Raw genomic sequence first — 19039 nt, 5'->3', positions numbered from 1 at the left:
GGCACCATGGCCCGTTACGCTGCGCCCGGTACCGAGGGGTCGCTGATGTCGTACGCGTCCCGCTACGACCACTTCATCGGCGGCGCGTACGTCCCGCCCGCCCGCGGCCGGTACTTCGAGAACCCCTCGCCGGTCACCGGCCGGACCTTCACGGAGGTCGCGCGGGGCACCGCCGAGGACGTCGAGCGGGCGCTGGACGCGGCGCACGCGGCGGCGCCCGCCTGGGGCCGGACCTCGGTCGCCGACCGGTCGTCGATCCTGCTGCGCATCGCGGACCGGACGGAGCAGCACCTGGAGGCCCTCGCGGTCGCGGAGACCTGGGAGAACGGCAAGCCGGTGCGCGAGACCCTGGCGGCCGACCTGCCCCTGGCCGTCGACCAGTTCCGCTACTTCGCGGGTGCGCTGCGCGCGCAGGAGGGCGCGCTGAGCCAGATCGACGACGACACGGTCGCCTACCACTTCCACGAACCGCTGGGCGTGGTCGGGCAGATCATCCCGTGGAACTTCCCGATCCTGATGGCCGTGTGGAAGCTGGCGCCGGCACTGGCGGCGGGCAACACCGTGGTGCTGAAGCCGGCCGAGCAGACCCCGGCCTCCGTCCACTACTGGCTGGGCCTGGTGGCGGACCTGCTGCCGCCGGGCGTGCTGAACGTCGTCAACGGCTTCGGCGAGGAGGCCGGCAAGCCGCTCGCGTCCAGTCCGCGGGTGGCGAAGGTCGCCTTCACCGGGGAGACGGCGACGGGCCGCCTGATCATGCGGTACGCGGCCGAACACCTGAAGCCGGTCACGCTGGAACTGGGCGGCAAGAGCCCGAACCTGTTCTTCGACGACATCTGGTCGCAGGACGACGACCTGCGGGACAAGGCCCTGGAGGGCTTCACCATGTTCGCGCTCAACCAGGGCGAGGTGTGCACGAATCCCTCGCGGGCCCTGGTCGAGCGGGGCCGGTACGGGGACTTCCTCGACGCGGCCGTGGCCCGCACCGAACTGATCGTGCCGGGGCATCCGCTGGACACGGACACGATGATCGGGGCCCAGGCCTCGCAGGAGCAGCTGCAGAAGGTCCTGTCGTACGTGGAGATCGGCCTGCGGGAGGGCGCGAAACTCCTGACGGGCGGCGGCCGCCAGGAACTGGAGGGCGACCTCGCGGGCGGCTTCTACGTCCAGCCGACCGTCTTCGAGGGCGACAACCGCATGCGGATCTTCCAGGAGGAGATCTTCGGCCCGGTGGTGTCGGTGACCGCCTTCCAGGACTTCGAGGACGCGGTACGGATCGCCAACGACACCGCCTACGGCCTGGGCGCGGGCGTGTGGACCCGCGACATCAACACGGCCTACCGCGCGGGCCGCGCGATCCAGGCGGGCCGCGTCTGGACCAACTGCTACCACGCCTACCCCGCCCACGCCGCGTTCGGCGGCTACAAGCAGTCGGGCATCGGCCGCGAGACCCACAAGATGATGCTGGAGCACTACCAGCAGACCAAGAACCTGCTGGTGAGTTACTCCCCGAAGAAGCTCGGCTTCTTCTAGGCGCACGCGGGCCGGTGCCTGCCGGGCTTGCGCCCGGCGGGCGGCGGGCGCAAGCCCGTGGGCGAAGGGTTCCCCGTGCGGGGATCAGGCCGCGGCCAGCTCCTTCTCGCGGTCCGGGGCCGCGACCGGGGGCTTCCGGTTCGGCAGCGAGAGCCGGAAGACCTTGCGCCACGCCGAGTACACCTGCTTGGGCAGCGGCCCGGTGACGTACTGCAGCTCGTACTTCTCGAACAGGGCGCGCACCTTCACCGCGACCTCGGCGTACCGGTTGCTGGGCAGGTCCGGGAAGAGGTGGTGCTCGATCTGGTGCGACAGGTTGCCGGTCATGAAGTGCATGGCCTTGCTGCCGCTGATGTTCGCCGAGCCCATCATCTGGCGCAGGTACCACTGGCCGCGCGTCTCGCCCTTGATCGACCGGCGCTCGAAGACCTGTACGCCCTCCGGGAAGTGCCCGCACATGATCACCGAGTGGGACCAGACGTTGCGGACCAGGTTCGCGGTGAACGTGGCGGCGAGCGTGGTGAGGAACGACGGGCCCGAGAGGAGCGGGTGGATCACGTAGTCCTTGAGCACCTGCTTGCGGATCTTGCGGCCCACGGCCCTGGCCCGTGCGCGGAACTCCGGGTTCTTGCGGCGGTGCTTGCTCAGGTTCCTGCCGAGCTCCAGGTCGTAGGCGGCGATGCCGTATTCGAAGAAGCAGGCGTTGATGAAGTTCCACAGCGGCTGGCCGAGGTGGAACGGGTGCCACTTCTGGTCCTCGTCGACGCGCATGATGCCGTAGCCGAGGTCGTTGTCCTTGCCGATCACGTTGGTGTACCGGTGGTGCAGCTCGTTGTGCGAGTGCTTCCACTGCTCGGCCGGCGAGACGTGGTCCCAGTCCCAGGTGGTGGAGTGGATCTTCGGGTCCCGCATCCAGTCCCACTGGCCGTGCAGGACGTTGTGCCCGATCTCCATGTTCTCCATGATCTTCGCCACGGACAGGCCGGCGGTGCCGATCAGCCACGCGGGCGGGAAGAACGAGAACAGCAGGACGCCCCGGCTGACCAGTTCGAGTTTCCGCTGGGCCGAGATGACCCTGCGGATGTAGGCGGCGTCCTTCTCCCCGCGGCCGGCGATCACCTCGTCACGGATGGCGTCCAGCTCCCGGCCGAGCTCCTCGATCTGTTCCGCGGTCAGGTGGGCGGTGGGGTCGATGGCGGTCAAGGTGCTCCTACCGTTCGATGTCGCAGGGGCCCGCCGCGGCGGACACGCAGGTCTGGATGAGGACGCCCGGGCCGGCCTCGGTGATCTCGCCGGTGCGCAGGTCGCGGACGGCGCCCGCCGTGAGCGGGGTGACGCAGCCGAAGCAGATGCCCATGCGGCACCCGGCCGGCATGAGCACGCCCGCCTCCTCGCCGACGTCCAGCAACGGTGTGGCGCCGTCCGCTTCGACGGTCCTGTTGCTGGCGGCGAAGGTGACCTCGCCGCCGTCGCCGGTGACGACGACGGTGGGGCGGAAGCGCTCGGTGTGCAGGCGTTCGCGGACGCCGTGCTCGCTCCAGTGGTCCTCGGCGGCGTCGAGCAGCCCCGCGGGCCCGCACGCCCAGGTCTCGCGCTCGGCCCAGTCGGGGACGAGTTCGCCCAGGCGGGAGACGTCGAGCATGCCGTCCGTGTCGGTGTGCAGCTCGATGAGGCGCAGCTTCTGGTCCGCGACCAGGCCGTGCAGGTCCTCGCGGAAGATCACGTCGTGCGGCTTCGGTGCGGAGTGGACCATGACGACGTCGTCGAACGCCGTGTCGCGCAGCATGCCCATCGCGGGCGTGATGCCGCTGCCCGCCGTCAGGTAGAGCACCTTGGCGGGCCTGGTCTCCGGCAGCACGAAGTCACCGGCCGCCTGGTCGAGCTGGATCAGCGTGCCCGGTCGCGCCCGGTGGACCAGGTGGTTGCTGACCTTTCCGTCCGGGATCGCCTTCACGGTGATCGTGATCCGGCCGTCCCGGCGGTCCGTCGGCGAGGTGACCGAGTAGGCACGCCACAGGCGCACCCCGTCGACGTCGACCCCGATCCGCACGTACTGACCGGCCGTGTGGCCGCGCCAGCCCCGTCCCGGCCTGATCACGATGGTCGCGGCGTCACTCGTCTCGGGATGCACGGCCTCGATGCGCCCCCGCAGGTCGGCGCCCGCACGCAGCGGGCTGACCAGGTCGAGGTAGTCCGACGGCAGCACCGGCGTCGTGACCATCTCCAGCAGTTTCCACGCCCTACTGCGGAGGGCTGCACTCGTCATGACCCCAGCTTGATGTGCTTCGGAGGATAGAGTCCTGTCCGAAAGACGTGAATCTGATCGGTTGAATTGTTCGCAGGGAACAAAAAGTGAGCCATGCAGTCCGGAGGGCCAGCGAACTGGTCCTGGATGAGACGACGGTCACCGCGCTTCGGGCCGCGCTGAGGACCACCGCCGACGAGGTCGTCCAGGCGATCATCGACGAGGTCCCGCCCTACGCCAATGCCCTGTCGGGTCGTATGGGCGCCACCATCCGGCGGGCCGTCCGCAACGCCCTGGGCCTCTACCTCGACCTCGCGAGCGGGAACGCCACGGGCGGCGACGCCGGCGACGCGGCCTACGAGCTGGGCCGCGGCGAGGTCCGCGACGGCCGTTCGATGGACGCCCTGCTGAGCGCCTACCGGGTCGGCGCCCGCGTGGCCTGGCGAGGCCTGGCCGCCGGAGCCGTGCCCGCGGGGCTGCCCGCCGCCCAGGTGGCCAAGTTCGCCGAGCTGACCTTCGCCTACATCGACGAGCTCTCGGCCGCGAGCGCCGCGGGCCACGCCGACGAACTGGCCGCGCGGGGCCGGGCCCACGAGCGCCACCTGGAACAGCTGGCCCGCGACCTCCTCTCCGGCGCGAGCCCGGACGTGCTCCTCGCCGCTGCCGCGCGGGCCGGGTGGCAGCCGCCGGTCTCGCTGACCGCGGTGCTGCTGCCCGCCGCCCAGGCCCGGCCGGCCTACCGCACGCTGGACCCGAACACCCTCGTCCTCGACGACCTGCCGGACGCCTCCGGCGTGCTGCTCGTCCCCGATGCCGACCGGGCCCATCTGCTGAGGCGGCTGCCCGACCGGACCTCCGTGGTCGGCCCGGCCCGGCCGTGGACGCGCGCGTCCGCCTCGTACGCACGAGCCGTACGCGCGCGCTCCCTCTCCTGCGACATCCGCGACACCGAGGACCACCTGGCCGAGCTGGTGCTGAGCGCCGATGCGGAGGCGTTCGCCGACCTGCGCGTCCGGGCCCTCGCACCGCTGCGGACCCTGCCGGGCGCCACCGCGCGGCGGCTGGAGGAGACGCTGCGGGCGTGGCTGCTGCACCAGGGCAGGCGGGACGAGGTGGCGGCGGCGCTGTTCGTCCATCCGCAGACCGTCCGGTACCGGATGGCGCAGCTGCGGGAGCTGTTCCCGGACCTGGGGTCTCCGCACCGGGTTCTCGAACTGACGCTGGCGGTCGGTCTCCCCGGGGCTGACCTGCGTTCATCGCAGGAGCCCGGCACCGCCTAAGGTCTGAAGACCTGCGACGGAGAGCGAGGCGCTGCGATGAGTGGACCGACGAAGCCCGAGGTGGGGGTTCCGGAGGGGGCGGCTCCCACCGAGCTGACCGTCCGGGACCTGGTCGTCGGGGACGGGGCCGAGGTGAGGCCGGGCATGGTGGTCCGGGTGCACTACGTCGGGGTGACCTTCGAGACCGGTAAGGAGTTCGACGCCTCCTGGGACCGCGGCGAGCCCTTCAAGTTCGCCCTGGGCGGCGGCAAGGTCATCAAGGGCTGGGACCGGGGGGTGAGGGGGATGAGGGTCGGCGGCCGGCGCGAGATCGTCGTTCCGCCGCGGCTGGGCTACGGCACGCAGTCTCCTTCGCCCCTGATCCCGGCGGGCTCGACCCTGGTCTTCGTGGTGGACCTGCTCGACGTGTACTCCCGCGCCACCGGCTGGAGCAACCCCCAGTGACCCCGGCACGTCGTGCGGCGGGCGTGGTGGGAGCCGAGCGCGGGGGCGACGAGGACCGCTGAGAGGGCGGCTGCGTACCTGACCGTGCCGGCGCCGGGCAGGGCGCACGAGGTCGGTGGGCCGTGGCGCCGTCACGACGACGCCGAGCCCTTGCCGTGGGTCACGGGACCACCCCGGCACCGGCGGGGCGGGGCGTTCGTGTTCCGTAAGGTGTCGGACCCGCCTGCGGGGGCTCCGGGGGCGGTTGCATGAGGGCATGGACCATCCTCCCGGCCGACGCCGCCCCGCCCTGCCGCGACTGCGCCCCCCGGCCCTGCGGCCGCCCGCTCTCCGCCCGCCGTCGTTCTCCGGGCGGTTGCACGACCCGCGGACGGCGACGGCGATCGGACGGTGGCTCGGTGCGGCCCTCGCCGTGTGCTTCCTGACCGGGCTGATCAGTCATTTCCTCCAGCACCCGCCGCCCTGGCTGTTCGGCCGCCTGCCGTCGCGGCCGGTCTGGGGCTACCGGCTGACGCAGGGAGCGCACATCGCCACCGGGCTGGCGGCGATCGTCCTGCTGTTCGCCAAACTGTGGACGGTCTACCCGCGGTTGTTCGCGTGGCCACCGGTCCGCTCGGTGCGGCACGCGCTGGAGCGGCTGTCGGTGGCGGTGCTGGTGGCGACCGCGGTGTTCCAGGTCCTGACCGGGCTGCTGAACATCGCCGAGTGGTACCCGTGGCCCTTCTCCTTCGTGCCGGTGCACTACGCGGTGGCCTGGGTGGTCGCCGGGTCCGTCCTGCTGCACGTCGCGGTCAAGGCCCCCGGGATCCGCGCCCACTGGAGCCGGCGCTCCGCCGGGACGCTCGCCCTGCCGGACGAGGGGCGCGACGGTCCCGACCGCAGGTCCCTGCTGCTCGGTGTGGGTGCGGCCGTGGGCGCGGTCACGGTGACCACGGTCGGCCAGACGTTCACGCCGCTGGCGTCCCTGGACCTGCTGGCGCCCCGGCATCCCGGCCACGGACCGCAGGGGCTGCCGGTGAACCGGACCGCGGCCGCGGCCGGGGTGACCGCACAGGCCGTGCGGGACTGGCGGCTGCGGGTGCTGGGCCCGCGGCCCTACGGGCTGACGCCGGCGCAGCTGGCCGCGTTGCCGCAGTACCGGGTGCGGCTGCCGATCGCCTGTGTGGAGGGCTGGAGCGCGCAGGCCGACTGGGCGGGGGTGCGCGTCCGCGACCTGCTGGAGCGGGCGGGTGCCCGTCCCGGTTCCGGGCTGCGGGTGGTGTCGCTGGAGGTGGCCGGGGCGTACCGGGTCATGGACATGGGGCGGGAGTACGCCGAGGATCCGCTGACCCTGCTCGCGCTGCGTCTGAACGGAGAGGTGCTGTCCGCCGACCACGGGTACCCGGCGCGGATCATCGCGCCGAACCGGCCCGGTGTGCTGCAGACCAAGTGGGTCACGAGGCTGGAGGTGCTGTGAGGTACGTGCGCGCGGTGCTCGGGGTCTTCGGGCTGTTGCTGATCGGGGTCGGCGGGTGGCACCTGGTGGCGCAGCCCGACCCGTACGGGGTGCTGGTCTGGCTGGGCGGGGCGTTGCTGCTGCACGACGGGCTCGTCGCTCCGCTGGTGCTGGCCACCGGCCTGCTGGTCGCGGCCGTACCCGCCAGGAGTGCGGTCCGTGCCGCGCTGATGACGGCCGGGGCGCTGGTGCTGATCACGCTGCCGCTGCTGCTGCGGCCGGGAGCGCCGCCGAACCCGTCGGCGCTCCCCCTGCCGTACGCCCGCAACCTGCTGCTGCTCCTGGCCGCGGTGGCGGTGGTCACGATCGCTTCGGTGCTGCTCGCCCGGCGGCGGCGCGGGAGGGACCGACGCCGAATTCGGTGAAGGTCCGCCCGGACGAAGTCCAGCGGTGCAAGGGCGTCCAGCCGGCCCGGCCGGCTTCGCGGCCGAGGGCCTCGGGTCCGATCCGGGCCCAGGGGAAGGGGACGCCGAGGGTGCCGCGGCCGTCGTCGAGGCGGACCTCGCACCGCTCGTCCACCTCGACCGGGGCTGCTTCGGCGATGACCCGGCCGCCCGGGGCGAGCAGTTCGGCGGCCCGGTCGAGGAGGGCCGCCGGGTCGCCGCCGATGCCGATGTTGCCGTCGACGAGCAGGACGGTGCTCCAGCGTCCTTCGCCCGGCAGCGGTCCGAAGACCGACCTGCACAGGGCCGTGCCGCCGCGCCGGACGGTGCGCGTCACCGCGGCCGGGCTGACGTCCACGCCCAGGGCACGGTGACCTCGCTCGGCCAGGGCCGCCACCAGCCGGCCGGGGCCGCAGCCGACGTCGAGGACGGCGCCCCGGCAGCGGGCGAGGACGCTCTCGTCGCCGGCGTCGGCGTCCGCCAGCCAGCGCTCCACCTCCAGCGGCATCATCCAGCCGTCGGTGCGGCGCAGGAAGAGCGGTCCCCGCCCGGCGTCCAGGGCCGTGGCGTAGGGGTCGTCCCGCCAGGGCCTGGGGGCCGCGGTCCGGGCGGGGGTCCCGCCGAGCGCGGTCACCGCACCCCCTCGGGCGACGTGGTCAGCCGGGCGTGGAGGGCGGCGAACCGGCCGTGCGGCGGGACCGCCGCGACCTCGCGCGCGTCGGCCGCCGTGTCCACGTCCCTGAGCACCGGCAGCAGCCCGATCCGCAGCCCGGCCGCGCGCAGCCGCTCGTACTGCACCGCCCCGGTCTCGGGCAGGGACATGGGTACGCCCAGCAGCAGGGCGGGGTCGGGACGGGCCAGCCCGAGGGCCCAGAACCCGCCGTCGGCGGCCGGGCCGAACCAGGCGTCGTGGCACTCGAAGTCGAGCGCGGGCCCGAGGAGGTCCGGGGTGAGCTGGGGGGTGTCCATGCCGATCAGCAGGGCCGGGCCGCCGCAGTCGGCGAAGGCCGCGGCGAGGCGTACGTCCAGAGGCCCGGGGCACTGGGTCCTGACCTCGAAGCCGGGCGGGAGCCACGGTCCGGGTGAACCGTCGAGGACCAGGACGTGCCGGGCGGCCGGGGTGGCGGCCGCGGCGAGGAGGGTGTCCGCCAGCGCCGCCCCGGCCAGGGCCGCCGCCTCGTCGGGCGTGAACGGCGGCGTCAGGCGCGTCTTGACCCGGCCCGGTACGGGCTCCTTGGCGATCACGAGCAGGGTGGTCACCGGGCACCTCCGGCGGGAGAGGCCCGGTGGGTGGTGCGGGGCGGCTCGGCGAGCACGGCCCGCATGTCGCGGACGGCCTGCCAGGTGCCGCGCCAGGTGCCGGTCACCTTGGACTTCCCGGCCCGCGGGAGGTAGGGGACGTCCTCCTCGCGGACGCGCCAGCGGGCGTCGGCGGCCCGGACGACCATCTGCAACGGGTACCCCGAGCGCCGGTCGGTGAGGTCCAGGGCGAGCAGTGCCTCCCGCCGGGCGGCCCGGAGCGGACCCAGGTCGTGCAGGCGCAGCCCGGTACGGCGCCGCAGCATCCGGGAGAGGGCCAGGTTTCCGACCCGTGCGTGCGCGGGCCAGGCCCCCCGGCCCTGCGGCCGGCGGCGTCCGAGGACCAGGTCCGCACCGCCGTCGGCGATCGTGCGGACGAATCCTCCGAGCAGCCCGGGATCGAGGGAGGCGTCGCAGTCGCAGAAGCAGACGAACTCGGCCGTGGCGGCCAGGAGTCCGGCGTGGCAGGCCGCACCGAAGCCGCGCCGGGACTCCGTCACGACGGTGGCGCCGAGGGAGCGGGCGATGTCCGCCGATCCGTCGGTGGAGCCGTTGTCCACGACCAGGGCGCGCCAGCCGGCGGGGATGCGGGCGAGGACCCAGGGCAGCGCCTCGGCCTCGTTCAGGCAGGGAAGGACGACGTCCGCTTCGCTGCCCACGGGGGGATGATCGGTCACGCACGCCACCGTAGGAAGGCGAGCGGCGAAACGGGGCCACCGACTCCTTACGAAACACGGACGGCAGAGCGGGACCCGGCGGCCCGGGGGTGTCGGGCCGGGCCCGCCGTACGACACTGGAGCGCATGAGCACGCCTGCACCCCCCGCCCGGATCCTCGTCGTGGACGACGACCCGACCGTCGCGGAGGTCGTCACCGGATACCTCCGCAGGGCCGGCCACACCGTCGGGCACGCCGCCGACGGCCCCGCCGCCCTCGTCCTGGCCGCCCGCGACGAACCCGACCTGGTCGTCCTCGACCTGATGCTGCCGGGCCTCGACGGGCTGGAGGTGTGCCGGCGGCTGCGGGCCGACCGGCCCGTGCCGGTGATCATGCTGACCGCCCGCGGGACGGAGGACGACCGGATCGCCGGCCTCGAACTGGGCGCCGACGACTACGTCACCAAGCCGTTCAGCCCGCGCGAGCTGGTCCTGCGCGTCGAGTCCGTGCTGCGCCGCAGCCGGCACGGGGCGGAAGGCGCAGAGGGGCGGGAGCGGCGGGGCCTGCTGCGGGCGGCGGGGATCGTCGTCGACCCCGGCACCCGGCGGGCGTCCAAGGACGGGCACGAACTGGCGCTCACACTGCGCGAGTTCGACCTCCTCGCGCACTTCATGGCCCGGCCGGGCCGGGCGCACGGCCGGGAGGAGCTGATGCGGGACGTGTGGGGGTGGGAGTTCGGCGACCTCTCCACGGTCACCGTCCACGTGCGCCGGCTCCGCGCCAAGATCGAGGACGATCCGGCCGCACCGCTGCTGATCCAGACCGTCTGGGGGGTCGGGTACCGCTTCGAGGCGGTGACCCGGAACGCTCCGGGCCCGGCGGGTGCCGTCGGGGCGGAAGGGACACGGTCGTGAGGGACGTCCTGCTCATCGCCCTGTTCGCGCTCGGTGGTGCGGTGTGCGCCGGGGCGGCCGGGGCCCTGGCCCTGTGGCTGCTGCGGCGGAGGTCGGTCGCCGTCTCGCTGACCGTGGTGGCGGCCGTGGCCGTCACCACCATGCTGGCGGGCACCCTCGCCGTGGCCCGGGCCATGTTCCTGTCGCCGCACGACCTGACGGTGGTGACCCTGGTCGTGGCGATGGCGGCCGTGGTGTCGCTGGCCACGGCACTGCTGATGGGGCGCTGGGTGGTGGCCCGCAGCCGTGACCTGGCGCTCGCCGCCCGGGACTTCGGGGAGGACGGCGACTTCACGACGCCGTCCGCGCCGGCCACCGCGGAACTGTCCCTTCTGGCCGCCGAGCTCGCGGCCACCAGCGCCAGGCTGGCCGCTTCCCGCGAGCGGGAGCGCGCGCTGGAGACCTCCCGCCGTGAACTGGTCGCCTGGATCTCCCACGACCTGCGCACGCCGCTCGCCGGGCTGCGCGCCATGGCGGAGGCCCTGGAGGACGGTGTCGCCTCCGATCCGGCCCGCTACCACCGGCAGATCCGCACCGAGGTGGAACGGCTCGACAGCATGGTCGGGGACCTCTTCGAGCTTCTCCCGCATCCACGCCGGTGCCATGTCCCTGTCGCCGTCCCGCGTTTCGCTGCGGGACCTGGCGGCGGACGCCCTGCTGGGGGCCGATCCGCTCGCCCGGGAGCACGGTGTGCGGCTGCACGGCGAGGACATCGCGCACGTGCCGGTCGAGGTGGACGGCAAGGAGATGACCCGGGTCCTGGCCAACCTGCTCGTCAACGCCATCCGGCACACACCCGCGGACGGCACCGTGGCCGTCGCGGTCGCCCGACGGGAGGACGCGGCCGTGCTGTCCGTCACCGATGCGTGCGGCGGCATCGCCGAGGACGACCTGCCGCGGGTGTTCGACACCGGCTGGCGGGGCAACCCGGCCCGCACCCCGCCGTCCGGGGCGGGGCTGGGGCTGGCGATCGTCCGGGGCATCGTCGAGGCCCATGCGGGGCGGGCGGACGTCCACAACGTCCCCGGCGGCTGCCGCTTCGAGGTGACGCTGCCGCTCGCCTGACCCGGCCCCGGCGGCTCCGGTGCCGCGGGCCGGCCTGCGGCACCGGAGCCCGTGGCGGCCGCGCCGTCACCCGGCCCCGGAGGATGCCCGCTGCCGCGTCACGGCGAACTCCGCCATCCCCTCGGCGAAGCCGACCTGGGGGCGCCAGCCCAGCTCCCGGCGCAACCGTGCGGAGTCGGCCGTGATGTGCCGGACGTCCCCGAGCCGGTACTCCCCCGTCACCACCGGATCCGGCCCGCCGTGGGCCCGCGCGAGGACCGCCGCCATCTGCCCGACGGTGTGCGGCTCTCCGCTGCCCGTGTTGTAGGCGGTGTGCCGGCCGTCTCCGCCGCCCGGGGAGGGTGCCGCCAGGGCGGCCAGCGCCGCGGCGTTGGCCCGCGCCACGTCCCGTACGTGGACGAAGTCCCGCCGCTGGCCGCCGTCCTCGTAGACCCGTGGCGCCTCGCCGCGCGCGAGCGCGGAGCGGAAGAAGGAGGCCACGCCGGCGTACGGGGTGTCCCGGGGCATGCCCGGGCCGTAGACGTTGTGGTAGCGCAGGGAGACCGCCGAGCCGCCGGTGGCGCGGGCCCAGGCCGCCGCCAGGTGCTCCTGCGCCAGCTTGGTCGTGGCGTAGACGTTGCGCGGGTCCAGCGGGGCGTCCTCCGCCACCAGCCCCGGCGCCAGTGCGGCGCCGCAGTGCGGGCAGGGCGGCTCGAACCGTCCTGCCCGCAGGTCGTCGGCCGCGCGGGGGCCCGGCCGCACCACGCCGTGCCGGGGGCACTCGTAACGGCCCTCCCCGTACACCACCATCGACCCGGCCTGGACGAGCCTGCGTACGCCGGCCTCCGCCATGGCCGCCAGCAGCACGGCCGTCCCCAGGTCGTTGCACGACACGTAGTCCGGGGCGTCCGCGAAGTCCTTGCCGAGCCCCACCATGGCCGCCTGGTGGCACACCGCGTCCACCCCTCTCAGGGCGCGGCGCACCGCGTCGGCGTCCCGGACGTCCCCGCGCAGGAACTCCGCGTCGGGGAGCGCGGGCTCCACCGGATGCGCGGCCGCCGACAAGGCGTCGAGCACCACCGGCTCGTGTCCCTCGTCCCGCAGGACGTCCACCACCTGGGCGCCGATGAATCCGGCGCCTCCCGTCACCAGTACGCGCATGCCCGCACGCTACGCACCCCGGCTCTCCGGCACGCGTTCCCACACCGCCCCGTAAGACTTCCGTCAGGCTCTGCGGGCGTGGAGGGTGTGGGCGCCGAGGGCGAGCGGGGTGTGGCCGACGAGTGCGAGGCCGCAGTCCGCGAGCAGGCGGGCGTAGTGGTCGGCGGTGCGTTCGCGGCCGCCGGTGTTGCACATCATGTGCAGGTCCCAGGCGGTGGCCAGGGAGGCGGTGGTGCAGTCGGCGGGCAGCAGGCGCTCGACGACGAGGAGGTCGGCGTGCCCGGGCATGGCGGCGGCGCAGTGGCGCAGGATGCTCCGGCAGCGGTCGTCGTCCCAGTCGTGCAGGACCCGGGACAGGACGTAGACGTCGCCGCCCGGCGGGACGTCCGCGAAGTCACCCGCGCGGAAGCCGCAGCGCTCGCCCGCGGCGGTGCCGGCCAGCCGGGTGCGGGCGGCCGCGAGCACCTGGGGGCGTTCGAGGAGGACGCCGCGCAGGGTGGGGTGGACGGTCAGGATCCGCCCGAGGAGCTCCCCGGTGCCTCCGGCGATGTCGACAACGGTACGGGGGCGGCCGGGGGCCGTGGCGGCGGCGGTGAGCACCGGGTGCGCGGGGAGCGGTGCGAAGAGGGGCGCGCTCGACACCATGGACTGGTCGAAGAGGGCGGCGAGTTCGGGGTCGCGGGCGAAGTGGTCGAAGTGGTTCTCGCCGTGGAGGTGCTCGAAGCCGGGCTGTCCGCTGCGGACGGTGTGGGTCAGGTGGGCGAAGGACTGGTAGAAGGGGCCGCCGTACATCAGGGCCAGGGGCCGCATCGAGGCGGGCGCCCGCGCCGACAGGAGCGCGCCGACGGCGGTGAGGCGGAACCCGTCCGGCCCGTCGCGGACCACGCCCAGCATGGCGAGGTAGCGCAGCAGGGTCGCCAGGCTCTCCGGGTGGGCGCCGACGGCCCGGGCCAGTTCCGCCGTGCCGGTGCCGGTGTGTCGGTCCATGGCCTCGGGCAGCCGCAGTTGTGCGCACGCCGCGAGGGCCTGGGTGGTCCAGGCGCCGGTCAGCAGCCGCAGGAGCGTTTCCGCCGGCTGGGGCCCGTCGCTCGGCTCCGCGGCCGGGCCCGTCGCCGCGCCCGGTGCGCCGAGGTGCTCGGCCAGGACGTCGCGGTGGTCGCCGCTCGCGTACAGCTCCACGCGCCGGTAGGCCGTCTTGGTGTCGGCGGGCACGGTGAAGTAGAAGACGGTGCCGTCCTCGTGCAGGTTGTAGCCGCCGCCGTCGGCGACGGCGCCCTGCCACGCGAAGCTCGCCAGCAGCCCGCGGAGCACCAGCGGGTCGGGGTGCACGACGTCGAAGGCGAGGTGCGCCTCGTGTTCCCGGCGGCGCTCGTCGGCGGCGATCGGGGACAGGGCGGAGCCGGGCGGCACGGTCAGCGCGAACACCTCGACGGCCCGCTGTTCCCCGCCGGGGCCACGCACCTCGGGACGGAGAATCCTTACGTCAAGATCGGCGAGGTCCCGCCCGTGGCGTGCGGCGAGGCGTTCGCGGACGACGACGCTGGGCTGCGCCGGGGCGTCGGCGGGAAGGCCGCACGCCGCCAGTTCCGTGCGCAGCGCGTCCTCGTCGGGCGGGAACACCAGGACGGCGGCGTGCGCGAAGCGGCACCGGTCCGCCAGGGCCCGCAGTTCGGGGCCGCCGAGGCCGGGCAGCACCCGCGCGAGCAGGTCGGAGGTGTTCTGTTCGCGTACGAAGGCGGCCGTCGCGCGCAACCGCTCCGCGTCGTCGGCGGGGGCCGCCGTCATCGTGGTCGTGGGCATGGTGAAGGGAGGTTCGGAGTGCATGTCCGTGTCCGTGGGTGAGGGAGGGCCCGGGCGGGGGGCGTGGGCGGCCGCCGGCCGGGCCCCCGCAGTGGTGGGGCGGGGAGAGGTGCGGGAGGGGGGAAGGGCCCGTCAGATGCCGACGTAGTTCTCGGCGAACCAGTCCTGCTGGGTGGGCGAGGTGCGCAGCGAGGCGATCCGGGAGTGACGCAGGCGCTCCTGGAAGAGCGAGTCCCCGTCGGGGTCCGTGGCGTCGTGCAGGAGCCGGACCATCCAGTGCGAGAACTCCTGGGCGCGCCAGATGTGGGCCAGGCACCGCTCCGAGTAGTGGGCGAGCGGAGCGGGATCGCCGTGGACGAGCGCGTCGGTCAGGGCGTGGGCCAGGATCTCGGCCTCCAGTACCGCCAGGTTGGCGCCCTTGGCGGCGGAGGGGCTGATCAGTCCGGCGGCGTCGCCGACCAGGAACAGCGAGCCGTGGCGCAGCGGTTCGAGGACGTCGGACTCGAGGTCGACGACGGTGCGCTGGACGAAGGGGCCGCGCCGCAGGGGCCCGTAGCGGGCGGCGCGCATGCGCAGGGCGAGTTCGTCCCAGATCCGCTCCTCGTCCCAGGCGTCGGCGCGGGTGCCGCGTGCGCACTGCAGGTAGTAGCGGGTGATCTCGGCGGAGCGGGCCATGTGCCCGGCGAATCCGTCGGGGTGGATGGCGTAGCCCACGGCGTCCAGGCTCGGCGGTGCCTCGGCGAGCAGGCCCAGCCAGGTCACGCCGTGGTCGCGGTGGTGGCGGCGGACCGCGCCGGGCGGGAGGGAGCGCCGGCCCGCCCCGTGGCGGCCGTCGCAGGCGGCGACGTACCGGGCCCGCCACCGTCCGGGGCGCCCGTCGCCGTCCCGTACGGTGACCGAGGGCGTCGGGCCGTCGGCTTCGGCCACGGCGACCGCCTCGGTGTCGAAGAGGATCGTCCCCCCGGCGTCGAGGAACCGGTCCTGCAGGTCGGCGACGAGTTCGTGCTGGGGGTAGACGGTGTGGGGCTCGCCCCGGCCGAGGTGGCGGTAGTCGAGGCGGAAGCGGCCCTCCTCGGTGCGGAATTCGCACACGCCGTGTTCCTGTCCGCGGCGGCGCAGCCCCTCGTCCAGGCCGTTGCGGGCCAGGATCCGCACGGTGTTCGCGGCGAGGAAGCCGGCCCGTGCCCGTTGACGGGCCCCGTCGCGGGCCGCGCGTTCCAGGACGACGCAGTCGACACCGCGGCGGAGTAAGAGGTTTCCGAGCACCAGGCCGGCGGGGCCGGCCCCGATGACGACCACGTCGGCCGAGTCCTGGGCGACCGCGGCATATTGACTCTCTGTCACAATGGTGGATCTTAGGCACTGAAAAGTTCAAAGATCGTCCAGAATCACCCGTATGGTCCGCACGATGAGAAAAGGATTCTGCCGCCGCGGTCGCGCGCGGCCGGATCAGGGGGCGATCTCGAACTCCGGTGCCTTCAGGCTCTTCAGGCACGCGGTGTCCGGCGCGTTCGGGTCGTCGAAGAACGACACGGTGATCTCCTGTGCGCACTTCGACGTCGCGAAGACGACGTGCGGCTCGTACGGGATCGTGACGGCCTTGGCCCGGTCCAGCGTACGGGCGACGTACTCCCCGTTGTCCGCGCCGGTCTGGGAGTCGAAGCCGCCCGACAGGGCGAGGGTCGGGACGTCCCCGCGCGTGGCGTCACGGATGGAGCGCGGCGCGGCGGGGACGTTCCAGGCGTCGCAGTCCGGGCGGAGGAAGGTGAGTTGCGGTGCCTGTGCCTGCACCGAGGGCGGGAAGGACGGGAACGCCTTCTGGCCGCCCTTGAGCGCCTGCTCCTGGGTTTCGTACGGTGTCCACTCGCTGCAGAAGACGCCGTAGACGAGACCGTGCGCGACCCGCCCCATGGCCTGGGGGCTGAGCTTGCCGCCCGCCCACTGCTGGGCGATGCGCTGCGGCTTGCCGTTCGCCAGCTCGTCGAGGGCGGCGGGCACCTGGGGTGCCACGTGGGTGGCCGAGGTCATCCAGTTCACCAGGGCGGCGCCGTCGAGCACGACCTTGACCGGCTTATCGCTGCCGGGCAGGGTGACGGTGGTGGTGACGGGCTCGGCCTCCAGCCGGCGGACGAGCTGGTCGAAGGTGGCCGAGAGGTTCGGATAGCGCTTGTTGCACGCGGGTTGTGCCGCGCAGGCCTTGAACAGACCGTCGAAGCCCTGCCGGGCGCTGCTCCAGGTCGCCGCCGAACCGGACCTCGACGGCGGGAGGACGCCGTCGATGCCCACCGAGCGGAGCCCTTCGGGGTGCAGGCGCATGTAGGCCAGGGCCAGGTGGGTGCCGTAGGAGATGCCGAAGAGGTTCCACTTCTCGACGCCCAGCGTCTTGCGGAGGTCCTCGTAGTCGGCGGCGCTCTCGGTGTCGTTGTAGGCGCCGAGGTCGATCCCCCGGGCCGCGAGCTCGTCCCGGCAGGTCTTCGTCGCCTCGACGTGCAGGCGTTCGGTGGCCGGGTCGTCCTGGGCGAGGCCGACGGCGCGCGCGTTGAACTCGTCGATGTTGGGGCACAGGAGGTTCGGGTCGGCCGAGTAGGTTCCGCGCTGGGACATGAAGATCACGTCGCGGTCGCGGTTCAGGCCGCCGTCGATCGCCATCTTCGCCTCCCCCACCGCGTCGTCCCCGGGGCCTCCCGCGAGCCAGACGATCGGGTCGGCCTCGGGGGTGTCGGTCGCCGCCGGGACGATCGCGACGCCGAGGCGGATCGAGCGGCTGCCGGGCTTCGCCCGGTTCTCGGGCACGGTGAGCGTGCCGCACCGGGCCCCGTCGAGGGCCTCGATCGGTTCCGGTGTCCTGGGGCAGGGGCCCGGTTCGAAGGCCGCGTCCCCCACGGTCCGGGCGACCGTTCCGGTCGGCCGGCCCGGGGTGGGGTCGGCGGCGGCGGGGGGCTGTGCTCCGGCGGGCGCCGCGAGCAGTCCGGCGACGAGGAGGGCGGCCGTCAGGCCGGCCGACGAGGGGGCCAGGAGCCCTCCGGCGGAGCGGCGGCGGCCAGGGCGGGGCGCGGGAGCGTGGGTCATCTGCCCTCCCGGTCATCAGGGACGATCGTGAACGGTTTGGGTTCCACGCCGGCCACGCAGCTGGTGTCGGGCGCGGTCGGGCGGGCGAAGAACGAGGCCAGCACCTCCTGGGCGCAGGGTGACTGCGGGACCACCCAGTGGCCGATGCCGGGGATCAGCACGGAGGTGGAACGGGACAGGTTGCGGGCCACGTCCTTGGCCCAGCTCGCGCCCGTCTTCACGTCGAACGTGCCGGAGACGACGAGCGCGGGCACCGGGCTGACCGTGGGCAGACGCTGGGCGGCCGCGCGGTCCGCGACGTCCCAGACACCGCACGCCGGGTACTGGAAGGGCAGTTGCGGCACCTGGGCGAGGACCGTGTCCGGCCATTGCGGGTAGACCTTGCGCCCGGCCTTCAGCACGTCGGTCTGCGCGTACCCCGGTGCCCACTCGCCGCACACCACGGACTGGGTCAGGCCGTGGGCGAACTCGCCCGGCTTCTGGACCGATCCCGCCGCGCGGGCCTTGGCGAAGCGCTCCGGGTTCCCGTGGGCGAGCTCGTCGAGCGCTGCCGGCAGGTCCTCGGGGCGCGGGGTGAAGGCCACGATCAGGTTCAGCAGCGCGCCGCCGTCGAGGACGACCGTGACGGGTTCGCCGCCTCCGGGCGGCTCGACCTTCAGCGTCAGGGGGTGGGCTTCGAGCCTGCGCACCTGCTCGGTCAGCGTCCGGCGGAACTCCGGGTAGCGGTTCTTGCAGGCGGGCTGGGCGGCGCAGGCCTCGATGATGTTGTCGATCCCCTCGGCGGTGCTGGCCCAGGTCCACGGCAGGGTCACGTGCTGGGGCGGCGTGATCGAGTCGATGGCGAGGGCGCGGATGCCCTCGGGGTGCAGGCGCAGGTAGGTGAGGGCCAGGTTGCTGCCGTACGAGTACCCGTAGACGTTCCACTGGCGCAGCTTCAGCGCCTTGCGCAGGTCGTCGAAGTCGGCCGCGTTCTCGGTGGTGTTGTAGGCGCCGAGGTCGACGCCCTGGGACGTGAGGCGGCCGCGGCAGTCCCCGACGGCCTTCAGCATGAGCTGTTCCGCCTGGTCCGAGTCGTAGCCGAGGCCGACGGCCTGTTCGTTGAACCGGTCGACCTCCGGGCAGGCCAGGTTCGGCTGGTCGTAGAGGTTGCCGCGCTGGGCCATGACGATCAGGTCGCGGTCCTTGTTCAGGCCGGAGTCGACGAGGAAGGGGATGTCGTCGAAGGTGTCGGCGCCGGGGCCGCCCGCCATGAACACCACGGGGTCCTGCGCGGGCTTCGCCGTGTTCAGCGCCGGGATGACGGCGACGGCGAGTCGGATGGTCCGCCCGTCGGGGCGTGAGCGGTTCTCGGGGACCTCCAGGTGGCCGCAGCGGGCCTCGGTCAGGGCCTCGATGGGCTCGGGCGGCTTCGGGCAGGGCCCGGGCACGAACCGGGACGGGGCCGCCCGGGCCGTGCCGGAGGACCGGGAGTCCGGTGATGCCGTACCGCCGGGTGCGGGGCCGCCGGGCGTCGAGCCTCCCGGTGCGGGGCTGAACGCGGTCAGGCAGACCAGTGCGGCCGCGGCGGTCACCGCGGGGAGGGTGTGCTTGGGCATCGGCTTCGTTCCTCTGCCGGCATCGGCGGCGGACCTGCTGGGCCGGGCCGCAGCGGTTGGGGCGGAACGCTCGTTGTCGACGCTA

At 73.9% G+C, this 19039-nt stretch carries 16 protein-coding genes and 1 pseudogene; 7 read left to right on the top strand and 10 right to left on the bottom strand.

Features of this window, described 5'->3' with window-relative positions; all coding sequences use genetic code 11:
* Positions 1 to 6 precede the first annotated feature (6 nt).
* Positions 7 to 1530: an acetaldehyde dehydrogenase ExaC gene (gene exaC / locus AC2RP6_RS33115; RefSeq protein ID WP_486449519.1), complete on the top strand. Its 1524-nt coding sequence runs from the start codon at positions 7 to 9 to the stop codon at positions 1528 to 1530.
* 84 nt (positions 1531 to 1614) lie between these two features.
* On the opposite strand, the gene AC2RP6_RS33110 is transcribed toward exaC, so the two are convergent.
* Together AC2RP6_RS33110 and AC2RP6_RS33105 are read right to left on the bottom strand one after the other, a co-directional pair.
* Positions 1615 to 2733: a fatty acid desaturase family protein gene (locus AC2RP6_RS33110; protein WP_486449518.1), complete on the bottom strand. Its 1119-nt coding sequence runs from the start codon at positions 2731 to 2733 to the stop codon at positions 1615 to 1617.
* A 7-nt stretch (positions 2734 to 2740) separates the two neighbouring features.
* The gene (locus AC2RP6_RS33105) at positions 2741 to 3796 is read right to left on the bottom strand and encodes a ferredoxin reductase (protein ID WP_486449517.1); all 1056 of its coding nucleotides are present in this window, start codon (positions 3794 to 3796) and stop codon (positions 2741 to 2743) included.
* 86 nt (positions 3797 to 3882) lie between these two features.
* Here AC2RP6_RS33105 and AC2RP6_RS33100 point away from each other — a divergent pair, with 86 nt between their 5' ends.
* From AC2RP6_RS33100 to AC2RP6_RS33085, 4 genes are all read left to right on the top strand, one after another.
* A complete protein-coding gene (locus AC2RP6_RS33100; protein ID WP_486449516.1) occupies positions 3883 to 5055 on the top strand; it encodes a PucR family transcriptional regulator in 1173 nt (390 codons plus the stop codon).
* A gap of 36 nt (positions 5056 to 5091) precedes the next feature.
* Positions 5092 to 5499 (top strand): FKBP-type peptidyl-prolyl cis-trans isomerase, encoded by a 408-nt coding sequence (locus tag AC2RP6_RS33095; RefSeq protein ID WP_486449515.1) that lies wholly within the window; start codon positions 5092 to 5094, stop codon positions 5497 to 5499.
* A gap of 256 nt (positions 5500 to 5755) precedes the next feature.
* Positions 5756 to 6955 (top strand): molybdopterin-dependent oxidoreductase, encoded by a 1200-nt coding sequence (locus AC2RP6_RS33090; protein ID WP_486449514.1) that lies wholly within the window; start codon positions 5756 to 5758, stop codon positions 6953 to 6955.
* On the top strand, positions 6952 to 7359 hold the full coding sequence (locus tag AC2RP6_RS33085) for a hypothetical protein (protein ID WP_486449513.1): 408 nt from the start codon (positions 6952 to 6954) through the stop codon (positions 7357 to 7359). Before AC2RP6_RS33090 ends, AC2RP6_RS33085 begins: the two co-directional genes overlap by 4 nt.
* Here AC2RP6_RS33085 and AC2RP6_RS33080 read toward each other — a convergent pair.
* The 3 genes from AC2RP6_RS33080 to AC2RP6_RS33070 are packed head-to-tail and all read right to left on the bottom strand — an operon-like array spanning position 7295 to position 9353.
* Positions 7295 to 8011, bottom strand: a complete 717-nt coding sequence (locus AC2RP6_RS33080; RefSeq protein WP_486449512.1) for a class I SAM-dependent methyltransferase — start codon at positions 8009 to 8011, stop codon at positions 7295 to 7297. The two genes, AC2RP6_RS33085 and AC2RP6_RS33080, sit on opposite strands and share 65 nt — an antisense overlap.
* Positions 8008 to 8637 carry a TIGR04282 family arsenosugar biosynthesis glycosyltransferase gene (locus AC2RP6_RS33075; RefSeq protein WP_486449511.1) on the bottom strand — a complete coding sequence of 210 codons (630 nt, stop codon included), beginning with the start codon at positions 8635 to 8637 and terminating at the stop codon, positions 8008 to 8010. Before AC2RP6_RS33075 ends, AC2RP6_RS33080 begins: the two co-directional genes overlap by 4 nt.
* Positions 8634 to 9353, bottom strand: a complete 720-nt coding sequence (locus AC2RP6_RS33070) for a glycosyltransferase family 2 protein (protein WP_486449510.1) — start codon at positions 9351 to 9353, stop codon at positions 8634 to 8636. The genes AC2RP6_RS33075 and AC2RP6_RS33070 overlap by 4 nt, the downstream gene beginning before the upstream one ends.
* Before the next feature lie 125 nt (positions 9354 to 9478).
* Between AC2RP6_RS33070 and AC2RP6_RS33065 the strand changes: the two genes are divergently transcribed.
* Positions 9479 to 10246: a response regulator transcription factor gene (locus tag AC2RP6_RS33065; RefSeq protein ID WP_486449509.1), complete on the top strand. Its 768-nt coding sequence runs from the start codon at positions 9479 to 9481 to the stop codon at positions 10244 to 10246.
* A pseudogene (locus tag AC2RP6_RS33060) lies at positions 10243 to 11350 on the top strand (sensor histidine kinase). The gene AC2RP6_RS33065 and the pseudogene AC2RP6_RS33060 overlap by 4 nt, the downstream one beginning before the upstream one ends.
* Positions 11351 to 11416: 66 nt before the next feature.
* Here the strand turns inward: AC2RP6_RS33060 and AC2RP6_RS33055 are convergent.
* The 5 genes from AC2RP6_RS33055 to AC2RP6_RS33035 form a co-directional block, all read right to left on the bottom strand.
* Entirely contained in the window at positions 11417 to 12490 is a 1074-nt protein-coding gene (locus tag AC2RP6_RS33055; protein ID WP_486449508.1) for an NAD-dependent epimerase/dehydratase family protein, read from the bottom strand.
* 63 nt (positions 12491 to 12553) lie between these two features.
* Complete coding sequence (locus AC2RP6_RS33050) at positions 12554 to 14314, bottom strand: methyltransferase (RefSeq protein WP_486449507.1); 1761 nt, start codon at positions 14312 to 14314, stop codon at positions 12554 to 12556.
* 108 nt (positions 14315 to 14422) lie between these two features.
* Positions 14423 to 15634 (bottom strand): 4-hydroxybenzoate 3-monooxygenase, encoded by a 1212-nt coding sequence (locus tag AC2RP6_RS33045; RefSeq protein ID WP_486449506.1) that lies wholly within the window; start codon positions 15632 to 15634, stop codon positions 14423 to 14425.
* 105 nt (positions 15635 to 15739) lie between these two features.
* On the bottom strand, positions 15740 to 17359 hold the full coding sequence (locus AC2RP6_RS33040; RefSeq protein ID WP_486449505.1) for an alpha/beta fold hydrolase: 1620 nt from the start codon (positions 17357 to 17359) through the stop codon (positions 15740 to 15742).
* Positions 17356 to 18954: an alpha/beta fold hydrolase gene (locus AC2RP6_RS33035; RefSeq protein ID WP_486449504.1), complete on the bottom strand. Its 1599-nt coding sequence runs from the start codon at positions 18952 to 18954 to the stop codon at positions 17356 to 17358. Before AC2RP6_RS33035 ends, AC2RP6_RS33040 begins: the two co-directional genes overlap by 4 nt.
* Between the last annotated feature and the right edge of the window lie 85 nt (positions 18955 to 19039).

The organism is Streptomyces sp. WAC03905, assembly GCF_057371075.1.
The sequence above is the reverse complement of the archived record's forward strand: the minus strand, read 5'-3'. Positions and strand labels throughout refer to the sequence as shown.

Bases quoted from the DNA above. Each gene is read 5' to 3' on its own strand.
- exaC (WP_486449519.1), top strand. From the start codon at position 7: ATGGCCCGTTACGCTGCGCCCGGTACCGAGGGGTCGCTGATGTCGTAC.
- AC2RP6_RS33105 (WP_486449517.1), bottom strand. From the start codon at position 3,796: ATGACGAGTGCAGCCCTCCGCAGTAGGGCGTGGAAACTGCTGGAGATG.
- AC2RP6_RS33095 (WP_486449515.1), top strand. From the start codon at position 5,092: ATGAGTGGACCGACGAAGCCCGAGGTGGGGGTTCCGGAGGGGGCGGCT.
- AC2RP6_RS33090 (WP_486449514.1), top strand. From the start codon at position 5,756: ATGGACCATCCTCCCGGCCGACGCCGCCCCGCCCTGCCGCGACTGCGC.
- AC2RP6_RS33065 (WP_486449509.1), top strand. From the start codon at position 9,479: ATGAGCACGCCTGCACCCCCCGCCCGGATCCTCGTCGTGGACGACGAC.
- AC2RP6_RS33055 (WP_486449508.1), bottom strand. From the start codon at position 12,490: ATGCGCGTACTGGTGACGGGAGGCGCCGGATTCATCGGCGCCCAGGTG.
- AC2RP6_RS33050 (WP_486449507.1), bottom strand. From the start codon at position 14,314: ATGCACTCCGAACCTCCCTTCACCATGCCCACGACCACGATGACGGCG.
- AC2RP6_RS33040 (WP_486449505.1), bottom strand. From the start codon at position 17,359: ATGACCCACGCTCCCGCGCCCCGCCCTGGCCGCCGCCGCTCCGCCGGA.
- AC2RP6_RS33035 (WP_486449504.1), bottom strand. From the start codon at position 18,954: ATGCCCAAGCACACCCTCCCCGCGGTGACCGCCGCGGCCGCACTGGTC.